Origin of the sequence: Bosea sp. 29B (genome assembly GCF_902506165.1) — a bacterium.
Lineage (GTDB): Bacteria > Pseudomonadota > Alphaproteobacteria > Rhizobiales > Beijerinckiaceae > Allobosea.
The window spans coordinates 4,755,722-4,774,856 of record NZ_LR733817.1 but is presented as its reverse complement, the minus strand read 5'-3'; the positions used below and the strand labels follow the sequence as shown (position 1 = coordinate 4,774,856).

Below are 19,135 nucleotides of genomic sequence, written 5' to 3'. Positions count from 1 at the left end.
GGTTGGAAGTGCTGGTCAGGCGATGCCGGCATTGCGCAGCACGTCGTCGACCTGCCGCTCCCAGGCAGCGGCGAGCTCGGCATTGCCGGTATGGCGCAGGCCGAATTTCTTCTGCGTCTCGAAATGCGCCGAGCTGCCGCGGCCGAAGCTCGCCGCGACGCGCGGGCGCCAATAGGCAAGCGCGTCGGCGACCAGCGGCCGATTGGCCGGCTCCTGCAGCAATTTCCGCAAGCCCTCCTCGCCGAGCTCCTTGTGCCGACGCTCGCGCGGCAGGATGGCACGGAAGATCTCGCCGAGGGGCTGGTAGGAGAGCCTGGCGAACTCCTCGATCTGGATCACCACGGCGTGGCCCATCAGCACGTTCATCACGACCGCATCGAGCCAGCCCTGCAGGGGATAGTGCAGCACGGCGAGCCGCGTGTCGGCGCCGTGGCGGGCGGCACCGAGATCGCTGTCGCGGGCCACGCGCTCGGCCCAGGGATGGTGATTGGCATAGCGCGAGATGTCGGCGCCGAACTCGCCCATCACCGCCAGCACCCGCTCGGCATGATCGAGCTTCTCCAGCACGATGCGGGAGGCTGCGATGCGCTCCTTGATGCCCGGGCCCTGATTGATGATGTCAGCGAAGCCGGCGGCCCCGGCGAGCTCGCTGTCGACGAAGGTCGCCATCAGCCTGAGCAATTCGCCACGATAGCGCGGCGGCGCGTTCTCGGGCGTGGTCAGCTTGCCGCCCTGCGCCAGATAGGCCTCGAGCGGCATGGTATCGGCGGTGTTACTGGTCATAGGTCACCACCACCCGGTCCGAGAGCGGATAGCATTGGCAGGTCAGGACATAGCCCTGGCGGACCTCGTAGTCTTCGAGAGCGTGATTGGTCTCCATCTCGACCTCGCCCTCGACGACCATGGCGCGGCAGGTCGAGCAGACACCCGCCTTGCAGGCATAGGGCGCATCGAGGCTGGCCCCGAGCGCGGCCTCCAGGATGGTCTGCCCGGTCTTTGCCATCTCGATCACCCTAGTCATGCCGTCGAGCGTGATCGTCGCGGTGCAGGTCGCGGCCTTGCCGGCGTCGGCGGCGGTCCTGACGATATGCTTGCCGCGGCGCGGTGCTGAGGCGAACAGCTCGAACTTGATCTGGTCGTCGCGCAGGCCATGCTCGCGTAGCGCCGCCGCGATCGCCAGCATCATCGGCTCGGGCCCGCAGATGAAGGCCATGTCGATGGCGGCGATGTTGATCCAGCCCTTGAACAGCCTGGCGCATTTCTCGGCGTCGATACGGCCGGAGAAGAGCTCGACCTCCTGCGCCTCGCTCTCCAGCACATGGACCACGTTGAAGCGGCCGAGATGGGAGTTCTTGATGTCCTCCAGCTCCTCGCGGAACATGATCGAGTTGATCGAACGGTTGCCGTAGACCAGCGTGAACCGCGATTTCGGCTCGCGCGCCAGCGTCGTCTTGATCAGCGAGAGCACCGGCGTGATGCCGCTGCCGCCGGCGAAGCCGAGATAATGCCGCTTCTCCTCCGGTCGCAACGGCACATGGAAGGCGCCCATCGGCGACATCGCCTCGACCACGTCGCCGGGCTTCAGCTCCTCGTTCGCCCAGGTCGAGAAGGCGCCGCCGTCGACGCGCTTGATGCCGACCTTGAGGATGCCCTCATCCTTGCCGGCGCAGATCGAATAGGAGCGGCGCAGCTCCTCACCCTCGAAGTCGCGGCGGAAGGTCAGGTATTGGCCCTGCGTGAAGTCGAAGGCGGCGCGGTCCTCAGGCCGCGGCGCGAGCGTGACGACGACCGCGTCGCGCGTCTCGCGGCGGATATCGGCGACCTCCAGCGGAAAGAAGCGTGCCATCAGATGCTCTTGAAGTAGTCGAACGGTTCGAGGCAGTCGGTGCAGCGGAAATGCGCCTTGCACGGCGTCGAGCCGAACTGGCTGATACGCTCGGTCCGGAGCGAGTCACAGCGCGGACATGAGACTTCGAGCGGCACCAGCGCGCCGGCGCACGCAGCCGTGCCCTCGACCGGCGGGGCGATGCCGTAGTCGCGCAGCTTGGCGCGGCCTTCGGCGCTGATCCAGGCAGTGGTCCAGGCCGGCGACAATTGCCGCTTCAGGACGAGCTTCTCGATGCCGTGCTCGCGCAGGCCGCGCTCGATCTCGAAATTGATGACACCGGTCGCCGGGCAGCCGGAATAGGTCGGGGTCACGGTCACCTCCAGCAGGTCATCGGCCCAGGCGACATCACGGATGATGCCGAGATCGACCAGCGAGATCACCGGGATCTCGGGATCGGGAATCTCCCCGAGCCAGGACCAGATCTCGGCAACAGCCGGGCGCGTGGCTAGCCCTCCCCCCGCTTGCGGTGGGGAGGGTTGGGTGGGGGGCTGTGCCGCTTGGTGCAACATCGAAGAATGGTCGAGCCTTGCTTTCCGCCCCCCCATCCCTAGCCCTTCCCCACCGCGAGCGGGGGGAAGGGAATGAGCATCGCTTTCAAGCAATTGCCTTGGCATGGCGGCGTCCATCAGCGCCTCCTCACCAGCTGGCGCCGGGATAGGCACGCTGCAGGAACTGCATCTCCGCCAGGATGAAGCCGAGATGCTCGGAATGGACGCCGCGGCGGCCGCCCTTGTGGGCAAAGCTCTTCTCCGGCGCCTTCAGCGTCGCATCGGCGAAGGTGCGGCTGACATGCTCCTGCCAGGCGGGCTTCAGGGAGCCCGGCTCCGGCGCGAGGCCCGATGCCACCAGTTCCTCGTCGAGCGCATCGGCGATGAACATCTCGCCGGTATAGGGCCAGAGGAAATCCACGGCCGCCTGCATGCGGGTGTGGCTTTCCGCAGTGCCGTCACCGAGGCGGACGACCAGATCGGCGCTGCGCTCGAGATGATAAGCGACCTCCTTCGAAGCCTTCTCGGCGATCGCGGCGATGCGCGCATCGGCCGAGCCCATCAGCGCCTTCAGCAACGGCAGATGCCAGGCGTCGAACAGGTATTGCCGCATCAGCGTGCGGCCGAAATCGCCGTTGGGCTGCTCGACCAGCAGAAGATTGCGGTAGCCCGAGACATCGCGCAGGAAGGCGAGCTCGTCGGATGTCCGGCCCTTGCCCTCGGCTTCGCAGGCGAGCCCGAGCCAGAGTTGGGTCTGGCCGATCAGGTCGAGCGCGGTGTTGGCAAGCGCGATGTCCTCTTCCAGCGCCGGGGCATGGCCGCACCATTCCGAATTGCGATGGCCGAGGATCAGGCAATTGTCGCCCATGCGCAGCGCAAACTCGGCGACAGCCGTGGAAGAGATCGGGGCGATCATCACATGTGCCCCACTTCGTCCGGCACGTCGAAAAAGGTCGGGTGCCGGTAGACCTTGGCGTTGGCCGGGTCGAACAGCGGGCCCTTGTCGGAGGGCGCGCTGGCGACGATGTCCGCCGAACGCACCACCCAGATGCTCACGCCCTCATTGCGGCGCGTATAGACGTCGCGGGCATTGAGGATCGCCATCTCGGCGTCGGGCGCGTGCAGGCTGCCGACATGCCGGTGGTTGAGGCCGTGCTGGCCGCGGATGAAGACCTCCCAGAGGGGCCATTCGCTGGACATCGTTTCGCTCCTTCCGCTGGCGGCGCGTTACTCGGCAGCGATGCGCGAGGCCTGGCGCCGCGCCGCCTGCTTGCTCGCATGGGCGGTCAGCCCGTCGCGGAACCAGGCACCGTCGTTCCAGGCCTTGCGGCGCGCCTCTAGCCGCTCGCGATTGCATGGGCCCTCGCCGGCGATCACCGCGAAGAACTCGGTCCAGTCCGGCTCGCCGAAGTCATGGCCGCCCTTTTCCTCGTTCCACTTCAGCACGGGATCGGGGACGGTGAGGCCGAGATACTTGGCCTGCGGCACGGTCTGGTCGACGAATTTCTGGCGCAGCTCGTCATTGGAATCCTGCTTGATGTTCCAGGCCATCGACTGGGCCGAATGCACGGAGGCATCGTCCGAGGGGCCGAACATCATCAAAGACGGCCACCACCAGCGGTCGAGCGCGTCCTGCGCCATCGCCTTCTGCTCCGGCGTGCCCTTGCTGAGCACGGTCATGATGTCGAAGCCCTGGCGCTGGTGGAAGCTCTCCTCCTTGCAGATGCGCACCATCGCGCGGGCGTAAGGCCCGTAGGAGCAGCGCTGCAGCGGCACCTGGTTCATGATCGCGGCACCATCGACCAGCCAGCCGATCGCGCCGATATCGGCCCAGCTCAGCGTCGGATAGTTGAAGATCGAGGAGTATTTCGCCTTGCCGGAATGGAGCTGCTCGTACATCTGGTCGCGGCTAATGCCGAGCGTCTCCGCCGCGCAGTAGAGGTAGAGGCCATGGCCGGCCTCGTCCTGCACCTTGGCGAGCAGGATGGCCTTGCGCTCCAGGGTCGGCGCACGTGTAATCCAGTTGCCTTCCGGAAGTTGGCCGACGATCTCGGAATGGGCGTGCTGGCTGATCTGCCGGATCAGCGTCTTGCGATAATCCTCCGGCATCCACTCCTTCGGCTCGATCTTCTGGCCGGCGTCGATGCGCTCCTGGAAGGCGCGCTCCTGCGGCTCCATCTCGTCGAGGCTGCGGACCCGCTTCGCCTCGGTCTTGACCATCTGGGCATACATCGGCTCGCCTCCTGTTCCGGTTTGCGCGTCAGACGCGCTCGAGGATCACTGCAATTCCCTGCCCGACGCCAACGCACATCGTGCACAGGGCAAAACGCCCGCCGCTACGCTGGAGTTGCCACATCGCCGTCGTCGCCAGCCGGGCGCCGCTCGCCCCCAGCGGATGGCCGAGCGCGATCGCGCCGCCATTGGGGTTCACCTGCGGGGCATCGTCCGGCAGGCCGAGCTCGCGCAACACCGCCAGCCCCTGCGCCGCGAAGGCCTCGTTCAGCTCGATCACGTCCATCTGCGCGAGCTCCAGCCCAGCGCGCTGCAGCACCTTGCGCACCGCCGGCACCGGGCCGATGCCCATGATACGCGGTGCAACGCCGGCCGCCGCCATGGCGATGACGCGGGCGCGCGGCGTCAGGCCGTTCGCCTTCGCCGCCTTCTCGCTCACCACGATCAGCGCCGCCGAGCCGTCATTGACACCCGAGGCATTGCCGGCGGTGACGCTGAGATCGGGGCCGTTGACGCCCTTGAGCTTCGCCAATTGCTCCAGCGTTACGTCCGGGCGCGGATGCTCGTCGCGATCGACGATGATGGCATCGCCCTTCTTCTGTGGCACGGAGACCGGCGCCATCTCGTCGGCGAAGCGGCCGGCAGCTTGCGCCGCGGCCCAGCGCTGCTGGCTGCGCAGCGCGAACGCATCCTGGTCAGCGCGCGAGACGCCGAAATCGGCGGCGACATTGTCGGCCGTCTCGGGCATGGAATCGATGCCGTAGGCCTTCTTCAGCTTCGGATTGACGAAGCGCCAGCCGATCGTGGTGTCGTAGACCGCATTGGCGCGCGAGAAGGCGGCGTCGGCTTTCGGCATCACGAAGGGCGCGCGCGACATGCTCTCGACGCCGCCGGCGAGCATCAACTCGCAATCGCCGGCGCGGATCGAGCGAGCGGCGAGCCCGAGCGCATCGAGACCCGAGCCACAGAGCCGATTGACCGTGGTGCCGGGAACCTCGACCGGCAGTCCGGACAACAGCACTGCCATGCGCGCCACATTGCGATTGTCTTCGCCTGCCTGGTTGGCGCAGCCAAAAATGACATCGTCGACACCGGCCCAGTCGACTGACGGATTGCGCTGCATCAGCGCCGCAAGAGGGATCGCCGCGAGATCGTCGGCACGGACGCTTGAAAGCGCCCCGCCATAGCGGCCGACGGGCGTGCGAACCGCATCGCAGATGAAAGCGTCCGCCAAGGTGCCTCTCCCCGAAATCCGTCGTTTCTTTTTTATCAACCGACCGGTCGGTCATTTAATTGCACGAATTCCAGTGGAGATCAACTGTCCTGACGCATTGTCGCGGCTGGCCAGGCATGCCGGTCAACGCCACTTCGGAAACGGAAACGGGCCCCGAAGAGCCCGTTGTCGATCAAATGTCCCCGCAACCGACGATCACGTCGGGCGCCGGCCGCTTAGTTGCAACCGCTGCTTATCCTAGGGAGCGCGGCGGGATGCTGGCGCCCGGCGCGGTCGTTCAGCCGCCGGGGACGCCCTGCGTGTTGACGTAGAGCGAATAGACGCCGCGACCGGTGACCATGAACAGCCGGTTGCGCTTGGGGCCGCCGAAGCAGAGGTTTGCCGCCCGCTCCGGCAGAGCGATCGCGCCAATGCGCTTGCCCTCGGGCGACAGCACCAGCACGCCGTCCATGCCTTCCTTCACAGCGCCATAGGCGCACCAGAGATTGCCGTCGACATCGCAGCGGATGCCGTCGGGGGCCTCGCCCTCCCCGCAGCTGAAGAACACCGAGCCGTTGGCGAGGTTCGTGCCGCCGTCGACGACGTCGTAGACGCGGATGCTCACCGGCTTCGAAAAGGAATCGACGATGTAAAGCTTCTTCTCGCCCGGCGAGAAGCAAAGGCCATTGGGCGCGGTGACGTCGCTGGCGACGACGCTCGCCTTGCCCGACGGGTCCACACGATAGACGTTGTTGGGAAGCTCGGGCGTCGCCTTGTCGCCGGAATAATGGCCGGAGATGCCGAAAGGCGGATCGGTGAACCAGATCGCGCCATCCGAGGCGGCGACGACATCATTGGGCGAGTTCAGTTTCTTGCCGTCATAGCTGTCGATCAGCACTGTGACGCTGCCGTCATGCTCGGTGCGGGTGACGCGCCGGCCATGCTCGGCGGCGACCAACCGGCCCTGGCGATCCCGCGTCAGGCCGTTGGCGTAATTCGCCGGCCGCCGGAAGATGCTGACCGCGCCGGTTTCCTCCTCCCATTTCAGGATGCGGTTGTTGGGGATGTCGGTCCAGAGCAGATAGCGCCCGTCGCCGAACCAGACCGGGCCTTCGGTGTAGCGGGTCTCGCCGGTGGCGATGCGCTCCACCGCGGCGAAGAAGACCATGTACTTGGCAAAGCTCGGATCGAGCGCCCGCACCGCCGGGTCCGGATAGCGCGGGCTCGGCTGCCATTCGGCACTGGCCGTCCGCACCCATCCATTCGCTGCGATTGCCCCGGAACCGGCCAGCAGATGCCGTCGCGAGATGCCCATGGCGTTCACCCTCCCAACCAAGCCGTTGCGCTTCCAACAATTTTGATCGCTCTTTGTCGCGTTTTCTGCTTTACTATGATATTAAAATCGCTGATACAGCAATAGTGAATGCCACTGTTAGCGCAATGAGCAGCTTTCACAGGGGAGAAACCGGGGAGGTTCGCTCGCAGCGCGGCAGCGCAGGCGACGACGCCTTGCGGGAGAACGCCATGACGAGAATGCTGGCCAGCCGCCGACGTGACCTGGACGTAGAAGTGCCGGACGAGTCCGCCGGGCAGCGCAGCGGCCCTGCGGCGGAGCTGATCGCGGAAGAGGCGCGCTGGCGGCGCGAGACCTTCGCGCCGGATGCGGCCCGGGCCGAGCGGCAACGCAATTTCGTCACCGATTGCGGCATCGAGGTGAAGCCGCTCTACACCCCGGCCGATCTCGACGCGATCGGCTTCGACCATGCCGCCGATCTCGGCTTCCCCGGCGAATTCCCGTTCACCCGCGGCGATCGCGGCGCGATGAATCGGGGCGAGCCCTTCGTCGTCTCCGCCTATTCCGGCTTCGGCGAGGCTGAGCGTTGCAACCAGCGCTTCCGCACCCTGATCGACTGGGGCGCCGAGCAGATCCTCGTCGCCTTGGACCTGCCGACCCAGTGCGGTTACGATTCAGACCATGCCATGGCGACGGCCGAGGTCGGCCAGGTCGGCGTCGCCGTCAGCTCGCTCGCCGATATGGAGCTGCTCTTCGACGGCATTCCGCTCGACAGCATCAAGCGCGTCGGCACGCTCGGCAACTCGATCGGCCCGATCGTCCTGGCGCTGTTCGCCGCGCTCGGCGAGAAGCAGGGCATTCCCTGGGCGAACTACGTCGTCAACCTTCAGAACGACCCGCTCAAGGAATACATCGCCCGCGGTACCCAGATTCTGCCGGCGGAACCGGCCGCCAAGCTCGCCTGCGACGCGGTCGAATGGTGCATCGACAATGCGCCGAACTGGTCGCCGATGACAGTCTGCGTCAATCACATCAATGCCGGCGGCGCCGGCTCCAGCCTGGGCACCGCGATCGCCCTCGCCAACGCGCATTATTATCTCGACGATCTCCTGGCGCGCGGCCATTCGATCGACGAGGTCGCACCGCTGCTGCATATGTTCGCCGACGAGCGGCACGACTTCTTCGTCAGCGTCGCCAATCTGCGCGCGCTGCGGCGGATCTGGGCGCGGCGCATGCGCGAGCGCTATGGCGCGACGCTGCCGGCCGCCATGGCCCTGCGCCTGACCGTCTACGGCCACGGCCAGGAGTCATTGCAGGAGCCACTCAACAACATCTCGCGCATCGCTTTCGGCACGCTCGCCTATGTGCTGGGCGGCGCTTCTTACGTCTACATCGCCTCCTATGACGAGGCGGTCTCGACGCCGGGCGAGCAGTCGCTGAAGGTCGCGCTGCGGACCCAGCAGGTGATCGCCAGCGAGCATGGCTTCGCCGACACGGTCGATCCGCTCGGCGGCTCCTATTATGTCGAGAGCCTGACCCATGGCGTCGAGCGCCAGATTCTCGATGCGCTCGGCATGATCGAGGAGAAGGGCGGCGCGCTCGCCGTCATCCGCGACGGCATCGGCCGGCGCCTGATGACCGAGGGCGCGGTGCGCCGGCAGAAGGCGATCGACAGCGGCCAGCGGCCCTGGGTCACGGTCAACCAGCGGCCGCAGAAGCCCGACGTCGCCAACACCGCCTTCCGCATCGATCCGGGTGCCGCGGTCGATCAGGTGACGCGCCTGAAGCGCGTGCGCGCCGAGCGCGACGAGGCCCGCGTCAGCGCGGCGCTGGCGGCAGTACGCGAGGCGACTGCATCGGGCGCCAATGTCACGCCTTCGGTGCTCGAAGCGGTGCGCGCCTATGCCACCGTAGGCGAGATCGTCGAGATCTGGCGCGACATCTTCGGCCATTTCTCGCCCTCGACCGAATTCTGAGCCGATGACGCTGTCGAACCGCAAGATCCGCGTCCTGATGGCGAAGGTCGGCCTGGACGGCCACGATGTCGGCGCCCGCGTCGTCGCGCGCGGCCTGCTCGAAGCCGGCATGGAGGTGATCTACACCGGGCTTCGCCGCACGCCCGAGCAGGTCGCGCGCGCCGCCGTCGAGGAAGACGTCGACTGGATCGGGATCAGCATCCTCTCCGGCGCCCATCTGACCCTGCTGCCGCGCCTGCGCCGCCTGCTCGACGAGAATGGGGCGGAGGACATCCGCATCATGGCCGGCGGCATCATCCCGCAGGAAGACATTCCCGAGCTCAGCAAGGCGGGCGTCTCCCGCATCTTCCTGTCGGGCACGGCGATCGCCGAGATCGTCGATTATCTGATGGCCGAGACTGTCCATGACTGAGCCCTGCGCACCGCCGACCCTCCCCGAGCTGATGCGCCGGGCAGCGCAGCGCTTTGCCGAGCGCATCGCGCTGATCGCCGGCGAACGACACTGGACCTTCCGCGAATTCGACGAGATCGCCACCACCCTTGCCAGCAATCTCGCGCAACGACTGCCGGCCGGAGCGCGGGTCGGGCTCTTCATGGCCAACCGGCCGGAATATCTGATGTTGCAGAGCGCGATCGAGCGCGCCGGGCTAGTGCGCGTGCCACTCAACGCCCGGCTGACCAGCGTCGAGGCCGCAGCGATCCTCGCCGATTGCGGTGCGGCTGCCGTCTTCCACGATACCGAGACCGCGGCCCTGCTGCCGACTGCGGAAGCGCTCTGGCTCTGCCCAGTCGATGGCGGCGATGCCAGCGGCGGCCCGAACTTCGCGGGGCTGCTCCAGCCCGCGGCTGCTGCGGCCGAGCGCCTGCCTGCGCCGGACGATCTCGCCTCGATCAACTACACCTCAGGCAGCTCGGGGCGGCCGAAGGGCGTGATGCTGGAGCATCGCCACTGGCTGGCGGTGACCCGCAACATGCTGCTCGATCGCGACATGCGCCGCGACGACGTCGTCGCCCATATCGGCCCGCTCACCCATGCCAGCGGCACCTATTTCGCGCCCTGGTCCCTGCGCGGCGCGACCAGCGTGCTCGTCTCCGGCGTCGATACCCTGCTCGATGCGATCCCGGCGCTGGGCGTCACCGCCTTCACCTGCGTGCCGACGGTGCTGACGCGCATCGTCAACCATCCCCGCATCGGCCGGATCGACACCTCCTCGCTGCGCTTCATCGGCTATGGCGCCGAGCCGATCCCGCGCAACACGCTGGAGAAGGCGCTCGCCCGTTTCGGGCCGATCCTGACCCAGAATTACGGGTTGACCGAAGCGATGATGACCTGCGTCTTCCTGCCGCCAGAAGACCATTTCGATGCCGATGGCGCGCCGCGGATCGGCTGCATCGGCCGGCCCTACAGCTTCGTCGAGATCGTCGCGCGCGCCCCCGACGGCAGCCCGGTGCCCGCCGGCGAGATCGGCGAGCTGACCGTGCGCGCCGACCATGTCATGCGCGGCTATTGGGGCATGCCAGAAGAAACCGCGAAGGTGCTGCGCGAGGGCTGGCTCTGGTCGGGCGATCTCTGCCGGATCAGCGAGGACGGGCTGGTGACGCTGACCGGGCGGAGCAAGGACATGCTGATCAGCGGCGGCTTCAACATCTACCCGCAGGAGGTCGAGGCGGTGCTGACCAGCCTCGCGGATGTCGCCGAGGCCGCCGTGCTCGGCATGCCCGACCCCGACTGGGGCGAGGTCGCCGTCGCCTTCGTCGCGCCGGTGCCGGGCAGGAGGCTCTCGGTCGACGAGGTCCGCGCCGGCTGCCGCGCCATCCTCGGCTTCAAGGCGCCCAAGCGCATCCTGATCGAGGACACCCTGCCGAAGAACCCGAACGGCAAGGTCGACAAGAAGCTGCTGCGCCAACGCCTCACCGAACCGGAGCGGGAGGCCGATCATGTCTGAGGGCAACGACGTCGTCGTCACCGCTTTCGCGCGCACCCCGTTCGGCCGCTTCGGCGGCGCCCTCGCCGAGGTCTTCGCGCCCCGCCTCGCCGCGATAGCGATCGATGCGGTGCTCGACCGGACCGAGCTCGAGCCCGCCACGGTCGAGGCGCTCTATATGGGCGTCGGCATGATCGCCTCGGCCGCGTTCACCCCGGCGCGGCAGGCGGTCCTCCTGTCGCGTTTGCGGCAGGAAACGCCCTCGCTCGCCATCGACCGCGCCTGCTGCTCCGGCATGAGCGCGATCGGCCTCGGCTGGCGCGACATCCGCCTCGGCTTCGCCGATGCGGTGATCTGCGGCGGCGTCGACAATCTCAGCCAGACGCCGCTGCTCTGGCCGCGGCGGCGCGACAAGCCGCTCGGCGCCGTCACCGCCGAGGACCCGCTGCTGCTGCGCTCGCCGACGGTCGACGCCGCGATCGCGGCCTATACCTCGCGCGAGGCGATCAGCCACGGCATCGACCGCGCCGCGCAGGACGACTGGGCAGCCGGCAGCCATGAGCGCTATTTCACAGCCGAGGCAGCGGGCTATTTCGAGGCCGAGCGCGTGCCGCTCGACCTGCCCGGCAAGAGCGGCAATGAGCGTATCGCCACCGACGAGTCCCCGCGCCGCGACAGCTCGCGCGAGAAGCTCGCGACGCTGCGGACCGTCTATGACAGCGAGACCATCACCGCCGGTAACGCGCCCGGCCTCAATGACGGCGCCGCCTTCCTACTACTGGTCTCGCGCCGGCTCGCAGAGGCGCGCGGGCTGCCGATCCTGGCCGAGATCACGCATTACGGCCAGGTCGCGGACGGGCCGACCTCGGGCTCCTATACGCCGGCGATCAGCATCTCCCGGCTGCTCGCCAAGGCCGAGCGCTCGATCGCCGATCTCGACCTGATCGAGATCAACGAAGCCTTCGCGGCGACGCCGCTGGTCAGCACGCTGCGCCTTGCCGACGGCGATGTCGGAGCGGCTGAAAAATTGCGCGCCCGGACCAACCGGCATGGCGGCGCCGTAGCACTCGGCCACCCGCTCGGTGCGAGCGGCGCGCGGCTCGCCATGACGCTGGTCAACGGCCTGACGCGGCGCGGCGGCGGGCGTGGCGCAGCGGCGATCTGCGGCGGCTACGGCCAGGGTGACGCCCTGCTGATCGAGGTCGGTGCATGAACGGCGCAGGAGCGCTCGACGGCCGGAGCGTGCGCCGGCTGTCGCGCGCGATCAGTACGGTCGAGGATCGCGCAGTCGGTTATGAGGAGATCCTCTCGGGCGCCTATCGGGCCCCGGCGAAGGCCAAGGTGATCGGCGTCACCGGCCCGCCGGGAGCCGGCAAGTCGACGCTGGTCGATGCGCTGACCGCCTATTGGGCCGGAACCGGGGAGCGTGTCGCAGTCCTCGCGGTCGACCCATCTAGCCCCTTCTCCGGCGGCGCCGTACTGGGCGATCGCGTCCGCATGGACCGCAGTTCCGACCTGCCCGGCGTCTATCTGCGTAGCATCTCGGCGCGCGGCGAAGGCGGCGGCCTCAGTGCGGCGGTCAGCGACATCGTCGCACTGCTCGACGAGGCCGGCTTCGACCGTGTCGTGATCGAGACGGTCGGCGCCGGCCAGGCCGACATCGCCGTGGCCGACGCCGCCGACTGCACGCTCGTCGTCTTCGTGCCGGGTTTGGGAGACGATATCCAGGCGGCCAAGGCCGGGCTGATGGAGGTCGGCGACGTCTACGCGGTGAACAAGGGCGACCTGCCCGGCGCCAAGGCGACCGTCGCCGAGATCAACGGCGCGATCGGCGTCGCCTATGTCGGCACGCCCGGCATCAACGCGGCCGACCCCGCCCTGACGACGGCACAGCCGGCCTCCTCGCCCGGCCGCCTCGCCGTATTGCGGCGGCACGGCGATCCAGCCCGCGACGGCACGCTCTGGCGCCCGCCGGTCCAGCTGGTCAGCGCTCGCAATGGCGAGGGCGTCTCCGAACTCGCTGGGGCGATCGACGCCTTCCTCGGCTGGTGCAGCGAAAGCGGACGACTGGCGCAGCGCCGGCGCAGCCGCATCCGGGCGCAGATGCTGCGAACCCTCGGCTCGGCGCTGATCGAACCTTATCAGCAAGCCACCGGGCACGCTGCAGAAGCGCTTGCCGGCAGCATCGAGCGCGTCCTCGCCAGCGCTACGAGCCCGGCAGAGGCGGTGGCTGAGCTGGTCAGACGCGGATCGCGCTGATCAGCGCGCCTTGCCGCTCTTCTTGGGCGCGGGTTCGACTTTCGCAGCCTGCTCCCGCGGAGACCTGCTCGGGCGCATCACCGAGGGCTTCGGCATGAACTTGAAGGCCCGCTTGTGGACCTCGAGGATGGTGCGGGTGTTGACGCGCACGATGCCCTCGACCTGCGACAGCCGGTTGGTGACGAAGTCGACGAGCTCGGTGTTGTCGGAGAAGGTGGCGCCCGCGAAAATGTCGAAGCCGCCGGTGGTGATATAGACGAAATACATCTCCGGAATCGCCGACAATTCGCGCGCCGCCTGCCTGATCCGGCGCGTCTCGACCTCGATCTCCATCATCACCCAGACGGAATGGCCGAGTTGCAGCGGGTTGGAGAGGGCGACGAACTCGATCACGCCGGATTCGACCAATCGCGCCATGCGGTTGCGGATGGTCGACTCGGGGATTTCGAGCGCTTCGGCAATAGACTTGGCGGGAGCGCGGGCATCCTTGTGCAGGAGATTGATGATGCCGACGTCGATTTCGTCCAGAGCCGCCACCCGCTTCTCCTGCAATTGCGCTCACGAATCGCAAAACCATAGGAGGCGCGCGAGGCAGTCGCAACATGCTGCACCGCCGAAAGGAGCCGAATTGCCCGCCGGAAATCGCGGAAACGCCGGGATCGGGCCGGTTTCAGGCCTGATCAAGCAAGCTCCTCATCCCCCTTTGCCAGGCATGGCGAACGCGGCCGGATCGAGGAAGCGCTCCAGCACGTTCCGGGTCAGCCGCGAGATGGTGTTGTCGTAGCCATTGTGGGCGAGGCTGCCGACATAGGCGATCGAGCCGGTCGAGAACACCGCGCCGCCCGACGGGCATTCGAAGAACACCATGTCGGCGCGGATGCGGGCGCTCTGCAGCGCATTGGTCGCCCCGTTCGGGACGAGCACCGCATCATTCGCCATATGGAAGGCGTTGGTATGGTTTTCCGAAGAGGCCAGGACCAGCGTATGCGGCGGCGAGCCGGCGCTGACATCGCAGGCGTCGATCTCGTCGCCGGCGGCGCCGCCGCCGAGATGCCCGAAATCGCCGAGGATCTCGTCCTCGATGCCGGCGAAGATGAAGGCGGCGCGCGGATCGCGGCTCTCGGGGCGCCGGCGGTAATAGGACGAGGCGTCGAAGCCCTGGGCGATGAAGCCGACGCCGGCCAAGGTGTTCGGCGAGCGGCCCTGGCGGCTCCAAAGCCCGCCATATTCGCCGGTGAAGCTCATATAGTATTCGCCGGGCGCCGCATGCCAGGCGCGGGTGCCGTCCTCGGCCCGCCGCACCTCGATGATCCCGTCAGAATGCGGGTGATAGGCGACGCGCCAGTAGAAGCCGTTGCCGCCGAGATACATCAGACGGCCGCCGCCCTTCAGATAGCCCTCCAGCGCGTTCATCATCTCGAGCGAGACATATTCGGGATGCGAGCCGGTCAGCACGGCCTGGTAGCCTTCGAGCAGGCTCGCGCCTTCGCGGTGCAGATCGTCATCGGTGACGACGTCGTAGTCGCAGCCGATCCCCTCCAGCCAGTCGACGACGAAGAGATCGCTGGAGAAATTCCAGAGCCGCCCCTTCGGCCGAAAATTGGTCATCGGGCGCAGGCGCGTGCCGTAGCAGACGCCGCTGCCGTCATTGTGGACGCAATAGGTCGAGAGCCCGATCGGATGGTGCAGCAGCTGCATGTCGGTGACGTCGAAATCGAGCAGATGCCCGCGCAGCATCTCGGTGCCCGAGGCGAGGAAGCGGGCCTTGTTGTTGGCGTAGATCGTGTAGGTCGCGGTCGGCGCGAGATAAGCGACCTTGGCGGTGCGCCGGCCGCGCGGCGGGCGCACGAAGAAGGGGACATGGGTCTCGGCGCCCTCGCCGCGCAGGCGCGCGGCATAGATGCCGCTCTTGCAATCCTCGGGGACGGTGAAGACGAAGCTCGTCTGCCAGCGGGCATCGTCGATATCGTCGTCATGGAAATGGATCGCGCCGTATTGCTGCGGCGCCTGCTTCCAGTCCATCTCGGCCGCGTCCCAGTTGTGTCCGGTCACGGCGCGTGTCGGCAGATTGACCGTCCGGCCGTGCAATTGATGCGGCCCGCGATCGATGATGCGGTCGGAGCCGATCTCCCGCGAGAAGTCCCAGGCGGCGACGAGCGCTTCGCCGGCAATCTCAGCCGCGATCGGTTGGTCGAGCCGCTCCCACGGCCGCGCCTGCGCGAACAGGCGCGGCGCCTCCAGCTTGCCGTTGTAATGGGCGCCGGGCGCCAGGCCGTCAGGGCTCGCATCCGGCCAGGCTGCGATCATCAGCGGCGTATCCGGCGCGGCTGGCATGATCGCGACATCGCGCGTGACCGAGGCCGCGCGGCCGGTGTGGACGCTGTGGTCCTCCAGCGGCCGCTGCGATAGCTCGACCCGGCGCGAGGCGGCATCGAAGCTCGCCGAGAACAGATGCCAGCGCCGCTCGGCCACGGCGATCCCTGTGGAGATATCGACGACCTCGGTCCCGTCGCCAAGCCGCAGCGCCAGCGCGCCAGTCTCATCGAGATAGAGGCCGAAACCGCGTTTCGAGCGCTGCGACCAGGCGCCGAGCAGCGCCCGTGGCTGCGTCCCGATCAACGTCGGCCAGGCCAGGATCTGCAGGCTGAAGCTCTCCAGCGACACAGGCAGCTCAGGCAACTCGATGTAGGAGCCAAGCCGCAGCGTCTGCTCGCCACCCGGATAATCGCCGCTCGCGGGCGAGGCGATCTCCGTCTCGCGATAGCCCTCCCCGCTCCGGCCGGTCTGCGGCGCGTGCAGGCGGACGAAATCGGCGCGGTAGCCGGCGATCCCCGGCGTGCTCACCTTGAAGGCGATGCTGTCTCCAGGCGCGGCGCTGATGCTATCGGCATAGGCGAGGATGGCCCTGGCCGGATCAGGCACGACGACCGGCGGCCCGTCGACCGGCGGCTCCGGAATGGCGAGCTCGCCCAGGGTGGTGGCGAGATCGTGGCCTGTCATGGCGTGCCAGCGCAGCTTGAAGACCGTCCATTCGGCCTCGGCGAGATCGGTGAAGACGACGTCGGGCACGGGCACGGGCCGCAAGGGATTGCCGGTCATCCGCGCCAGCAGCCAGCGCGCCCTTGGTGTCTCGACGATCAGGCAATGCTTGCCCTCGATCGGCGCGCTCCTCATCCGGTCGAGCACCGCCTGCAGTTCGGGGCTGTGATGGCCGAGCGGGCGGCGCCGGAACTCATGCGCCAGGTCCAGGCGCGAGGGATCGATCTCGTACATCGCAGGCCTTCATTCCCCGTGGCGCCAATCTGCCCGGCTGGCCGGGGCTTCGCCAGCGCGACCAGCGCATGCCCAACCTGACCGAATCCGCCGATACGCGGAGGATTGCTCGCCGAAAACGCCCAACTGCTTCCATGTTTCTGCATAAAGCGCAATATAAGAACAAAATTTCTGTTGAATGAGCATAATCGCGTCGCTAATGTCGCGGTAACGGCGACCAACGCCGGTCCGGGGAGGACGACATGGAGACGCTCAGCAGGACGGGTTCGATCAACCGGCGGCAGCTCATGGCGGGAGCAGGCGCCCTTTCGGCAGCGACCTTGTCAGGGGCCGGCCGCTTCGGCGCCGCACAGGCGGCAGCGCCGATCAACTTCGTCGGCTGGACCTTCCGGCCGGACATGGTCCAGGGCTATGTCGACTTCTACAACAAGAGCTATGGCGAGCAGGTCAGCTACTCGACGCTGCCCTGGCCGCAATATCACCAGACGCTGGAACAGCGCGCCTTCGCTGGCGACATCGTCGACGTGATGTACTGCTTCCACACCTTCCGTGAGCGCTGGGCGCAGACTGGCATGATCCGCACGCTCGACGACCTGCCGGGCGTTGACGAGCTCAAGAAGGCGATGATGCCGGCCAATCTCGAAAGCCTGCTCAACCGCGAGGGCAAGCTCATCGCGCTGCCCTATTTCGTCAATCTCTACATCCTGATGCACAACGAGCCGATGCTGCAGCAGGGCGGCTTCGACAAGCCGGCGGCGAGCTTCGACGAGCTGATCGAGCACTGCGTCAAGCTGAAGAAGGACAAGATCGCCGAATATCCCTACCTGCCGAACTGGAACCCGACGATCACCGGCACGACGCCGCAATTCCTGACCGACTGCTTCGCCGAGGGCGCGACCGTCTTCGACGCCAGGAACAAGCTGGTGATCGACCAGGACCCGGCAGTGGCTCAGGTGCTGGAGCGCTGGAAGAAGGTCTATGCGCTCGGCCTGGTCACGCCCGAGATCTTCACCAAGCCGTCCTCGACCGACGTGCACCGGATGATGTTCACCGGGCGCTACGCCTATCACAGCAACATCTCGAACTATCTCCAGACGATCGCCAGCGACACCAAGGAATCCCTGCTCGCACCGAAGAAGGCGAGGATGACGCCTTATCCGGGGAAGGTCGGCAGCACGTATATGTGGACCGATTCCTATGTGCTCAACGCCAACACCAAGTCGATCGAGAGCGCCTGGAAGCTGATGCAGTTCGTCGGCGGCAACCTGCACAAGGATTGGTATGTGCAGCAGCAATGGGCGATCGGCTCGGGCCTCGATAACGTCTACCCCGATCTCTACAAGGAACCGGCGGTCGTCACCTCCTACGCCAACTGGGTCGACCTGCCGATGCTGCGCGCCCAGTACGACAAGGGCAAGGTCAGCGGCGCCTTCAAGGAGCAATGGTATCCGGAATACGACGCCCGCTCGGTGACGATCCTGCACGACATGATCCGCAAGAACCTGTCGGTCGCCGAGACGATCAAGGCGCTCGTCGCCCTGCACAAGTCGCTGGCCTGAGCGCATGACCGCGCTCGACCCCGGCCGGCCCGACCTTACGCTCCAGCCGGAGGCTTCGGCCTCCGGCCCGGCGCGAACCCGCTGGTTCGCGCGCAAGGACCGGCAGGCTGTCCAGTCAGAGGGCTGGTTCGCGGCGATGCTGGTTTCGCCGGCATTGCTGGTGATCCTGCTGATCGTCTTCCTGCCGCTGGTCTATTCTGTCTGGCTAAGCTTCGCCGAGGTCGACCTGCTGCGGCCGGGCGGCACGGCGATCACCCTCTTCGGCATGCGGCTGCCGCTCTACCGCTTCACGGGGCTCGCCAACTACAGCAAGGTGCTGTCCGACCCGCTCTACTGGCAGGCGCTGCTGCGCACAGTCTATTTCGTCGCGCTCTTCGTGATCGAGGCGGTGGTGATCGGCCTTGCCATGGCGCTGGTGCTCAATGCCCAATTCGCCGGGCGCGGGCTGATGCGGGCGATGCTGCTGGTGCCATGGTCGATGTCGCGCATCGCCGTCGGCATCCTCTGGCTCGGCATGCTCGATGCCGATTTCGGCGCGATCAACGGCATCCTCTACCGCCTAGGCCTGATCGACCACTATTTGTCCTTCTTCAGCGACGGCTTCACGGCGCTCAACGTGCTGATCGTCGTCTATGTCTGGAACCAGGCGCCGTTCGCGACGATCCTGTTCCTGGCCGGGCTGCAGTCGATCCCGCAGGACCTCTACCACGCGGCCTCCGTCGACGGCGCCGGCTTCTGGCGCAAGCTCTGGCACATCACCCTGCCCTCACTGCGGCCGATGATGTTCCTCGTGCTGGTGCTGGCGACCGTCAACGGCTTCCTCATGCTCGACCTGATCTATGTGATGACCTCGGGCGGCCCCGGCAACGACACCACCACGGTGACCTGGCTCGGCTACCGCACCGCATTCAGCTTCTTCAAGTTCGGGCCGGGCACGGCGATCCTGTTCACGCTGACGCTGATCTGCGTCGGGCTGACGGTGATCTACCACCGCCTCATCCTGTCGAAATTCCAGAGCGAGTAGGAGG

At 67.1% G+C, this 19,135-nt stretch carries 17 protein-coding genes; 7 read left to right on the top strand and 10 right to left on the bottom strand.

Annotation, left to right across the window (positions count from 1 at the left end):
• Positions 1 to 15 precede the first annotated feature (15 nt).
• The 8 genes from GV161_RS23175 to GV161_RS23140 form a co-directional block, all read right to left on the bottom strand.
• Positions 16 to 783 (bottom strand): Phenylacetic acid catabolic protein, encoded by a 768-nt coding sequence (locus GV161_RS23175; protein WP_152013273.1) that lies wholly within the window; start codon positions 781 to 783, stop codon positions 16 to 18.
• Entirely contained in the window at positions 773 to 1,846 is a 1,074-nt protein-coding gene (paaE, locus tag GV161_RS23170; protein WP_152013274.1) for a 1,2-phenylacetyl-CoA epoxidase subunit PaaE, read from the bottom strand. Before paaE ends, GV161_RS23175 begins: the two co-directional genes overlap by 11 nt.
• The gene (gene paaD / locus GV161_RS23165; RefSeq protein ID WP_152013275.1) at positions 1,846 to 2,397 is read right to left on the bottom strand and encodes a 1,2-phenylacetyl-CoA epoxidase subunit PaaD; all 552 of its coding nucleotides are present in this window, start codon (positions 2,395 to 2,397) and stop codon (positions 1,846 to 1,848) included. Before paaD ends, paaE begins: the two co-directional genes overlap by 1 nt.
• Before the next feature lie 127 nt (positions 2,398 to 2,524).
• A complete protein-coding gene (gene paaC / locus GV161_RS23160) occupies positions 2,525 to 3,292 on the bottom strand; it encodes a 1,2-phenylacetyl-CoA epoxidase subunit PaaC (RefSeq protein ID WP_152013276.1) in 768 nt (255 codons plus the stop codon).
• The gene (paaB, locus tag GV161_RS23155; protein ID WP_038360406.1) at positions 3,292 to 3,576 is read right to left on the bottom strand and encodes a 1,2-phenylacetyl-CoA epoxidase subunit PaaB; all 285 of its coding nucleotides are present in this window, start codon (positions 3,574 to 3,576) and stop codon (positions 3,292 to 3,294) included. The genes paaC and paaB overlap by 1 nt, the downstream gene beginning before the upstream one ends.
• Positions 3,577 to 3,603: 27 nt before the next feature.
• Positions 3,604 to 4,608: a 1,2-phenylacetyl-CoA epoxidase subunit PaaA gene (paaA, locus tag GV161_RS23150; protein WP_152013277.1), complete on the bottom strand. Its 1,005-nt coding sequence runs from the start codon at positions 4,606 to 4,608 to the stop codon at positions 3,604 to 3,606.
• 28 nt (positions 4,609 to 4,636) lie between these two features.
• On the bottom strand, positions 4,637 to 5,842 hold the full coding sequence (gene pcaF / locus GV161_RS23145) for a 3-oxoadipyl-CoA thiolase (protein ID WP_152013278.1): 1,206 nt from the start codon (positions 5,840 to 5,842) through the stop codon (positions 4,637 to 4,639).
• Between the two features lie 277 nt (positions 5,843 to 6,119).
• Positions 6,120 to 7,136 carry an SMP-30/gluconolactonase/LRE family protein gene (locus tag GV161_RS23140; protein WP_152013279.1) on the bottom strand — a complete coding sequence of 339 codons (1,017 nt, stop codon included), beginning with the start codon at positions 7,134 to 7,136 and terminating at the stop codon, positions 6,120 to 6,122.
• A gap of 209 nt (positions 7,137 to 7,345) precedes the next feature.
• Here GV161_RS23140 and GV161_RS23135 point away from each other — a divergent pair, with 209 nt between their 5' ends.
• From GV161_RS23135 to meaB, 5 genes are read left to right on the top strand one after another with little or no spacing between them, the layout of a single operon-like run.
• Positions 7,346 to 9,091 (top strand): methylmalonyl-CoA mutase family protein, encoded by a 1,746-nt coding sequence (locus GV161_RS23135; RefSeq protein ID WP_159650375.1) that lies wholly within the window; start codon positions 7,346 to 7,348, stop codon positions 9,089 to 9,091.
• A 4-nt stretch (positions 9,092 to 9,095) separates the two neighbouring features.
• Positions 9,096 to 9,503, top strand: coding sequence for a cobalamin B12-binding domain-containing protein (locus GV161_RS23130; RefSeq protein ID WP_152013281.1), 408 nt, complete (start codon positions 9,096 to 9,098; stop codon positions 9,501 to 9,503).
• On the top strand, positions 9,496 to 11,037 hold the full coding sequence (locus GV161_RS23125; RefSeq protein WP_152013282.1) for an AMP-binding protein: 1,542 nt from the start codon (positions 9,496 to 9,498) through the stop codon (positions 11,035 to 11,037). Before GV161_RS23130 ends, GV161_RS23125 begins: the two co-directional genes overlap by 8 nt.
• The gene (locus GV161_RS23120; RefSeq protein WP_152013283.1) at positions 11,030 to 12,229 is read left to right on the top strand and encodes a thiolase family protein; all 1,200 of its coding nucleotides are present in this window, start codon (positions 11,030 to 11,032) and stop codon (positions 12,227 to 12,229) included. The genes GV161_RS23125 and GV161_RS23120 overlap by 8 nt, the downstream gene beginning before the upstream one ends.
• Positions 12,226 to 13,275 (top strand): methylmalonyl Co-A mutase-associated GTPase MeaB, encoded by a 1,050-nt coding sequence (meaB, locus tag GV161_RS23115; RefSeq protein WP_152013284.1) that lies wholly within the window; start codon positions 12,226 to 12,228, stop codon positions 13,273 to 13,275. The genes GV161_RS23120 and meaB overlap by 4 nt, the downstream gene beginning before the upstream one ends.
• Here the strand turns inward: meaB and GV161_RS23110 are convergent, their stop codons facing one another.
• Positions 13,276 to 13,812, bottom strand: coding sequence for an Lrp/AsnC family transcriptional regulator (locus tag GV161_RS23110; protein WP_159650374.1), 537 nt, complete (start codon positions 13,810 to 13,812; stop codon positions 13,276 to 13,278).
• 156 nt (positions 13,813 to 13,968) lie between these two features.
• Positions 13,969 to 16,548 carry a N,N-dimethylformamidase beta subunit family domain-containing protein gene (locus GV161_RS23105; RefSeq protein WP_152013286.1) on the bottom strand — a complete coding sequence of 860 codons (2,580 nt, stop codon included), beginning with the start codon at positions 16,546 to 16,548 and terminating at the stop codon, positions 13,969 to 13,971.
• 242 nt (positions 16,549 to 16,790) lie between these two features.
• Between GV161_RS23105 and GV161_RS23100 the strand changes: the two genes are divergently transcribed.
• Entirely contained in the window at positions 16,791 to 18,107 is a 1,317-nt protein-coding gene (locus GV161_RS23100) for an extracellular solute-binding protein (RefSeq protein WP_152013287.1), read from the top strand.
• Between the two features lie 4 nt (positions 18,108 to 18,111).
• The gene (locus GV161_RS23095) at positions 18,112 to 19,131 is read left to right on the top strand and encodes a sugar ABC transporter permease (RefSeq protein ID WP_152013288.1); all 1,020 of its coding nucleotides are present in this window, start codon (positions 18,112 to 18,114) and stop codon (positions 19,129 to 19,131) included.
• Positions 19,132 to 19,135: the final 4 nt, after the last annotated feature.

Bases quoted from the DNA above. Each gene is read 5' to 3' on its own strand.
- GV161_RS23175 (WP_152013273.1), bottom strand. From the start codon at position 783: ATGACCAGTAACACCGCCGATACCATGCCGCTCGAGGCCTATCTGGCG.
- paaE (WP_152013274.1), bottom strand. From the start codon at position 1,846: ATGGCACGCTTCTTTCCGCTGGAGGTCGCCGATATCCGCCGCGAGACG.
- paaD (WP_152013275.1), bottom strand. From the start codon at position 2,397: ATGTTGCACCAAGCGGCACAGCCCCCCACCCAACCCTCCCCACCGCAA.
- paaC (WP_152013276.1), bottom strand. From the start codon at position 3,292: ATGATCGCCCCGATCTCTTCCACGGCTGTCGCCGAGTTTGCGCTGCGC.
- paaB (WP_038360406.1), bottom strand. From the start codon at position 3,576: ATGTCCAGCGAATGGCCCCTCTGGGAGGTCTTCATCCGCGGCCAGCAC.
- paaA (WP_152013277.1), bottom strand. From the start codon at position 4,608: ATGTATGCCCAGATGGTCAAGACCGAGGCGAAGCGGGTCCGCAGCCTC.
- GV161_RS23140 (WP_152013279.1), bottom strand. From the start codon at position 7,136: ATGGGCATCTCGCGACGGCATCTGCTGGCCGGTTCCGGGGCAATCGCA.
- GV161_RS23135 (WP_159650375.1), top strand. From the start codon at position 7,346: ATGACGAGAATGCTGGCCAGCCGCCGACGTGACCTGGACGTAGAAGTG.
- GV161_RS23130 (WP_152013281.1), top strand. From the start codon at position 9,096: ATGACGCTGTCGAACCGCAAGATCCGCGTCCTGATGGCGAAGGTCGGC.
- GV161_RS23125 (WP_152013282.1), top strand. From the start codon at position 9,496: ATGACTGAGCCCTGCGCACCGCCGACCCTCCCCGAGCTGATGCGCCGG.
- GV161_RS23120 (WP_152013283.1), top strand. From the start codon at position 11,030: ATGTCTGAGGGCAACGACGTCGTCGTCACCGCTTTCGCGCGCACCCCG.
- meaB (WP_152013284.1), top strand. From the start codon at position 12,226: ATGAACGGCGCAGGAGCGCTCGACGGCCGGAGCGTGCGCCGGCTGTCG.
- GV161_RS23105 (WP_152013286.1), bottom strand. From the start codon at position 16,548: ATGTACGAGATCGATCCCTCGCGCCTGGACCTGGCGCATGAGTTCCGG.
- GV161_RS23100 (WP_152013287.1), top strand. From the start codon at position 16,791: ATGGAGACGCTCAGCAGGACGGGTTCGATCAACCGGCGGCAGCTCATG.
- GV161_RS23095 (WP_152013288.1), top strand. From the start codon at position 18,112: ATGACCGCGCTCGACCCCGGCCGGCCCGACCTTACGCTCCAGCCGGAG.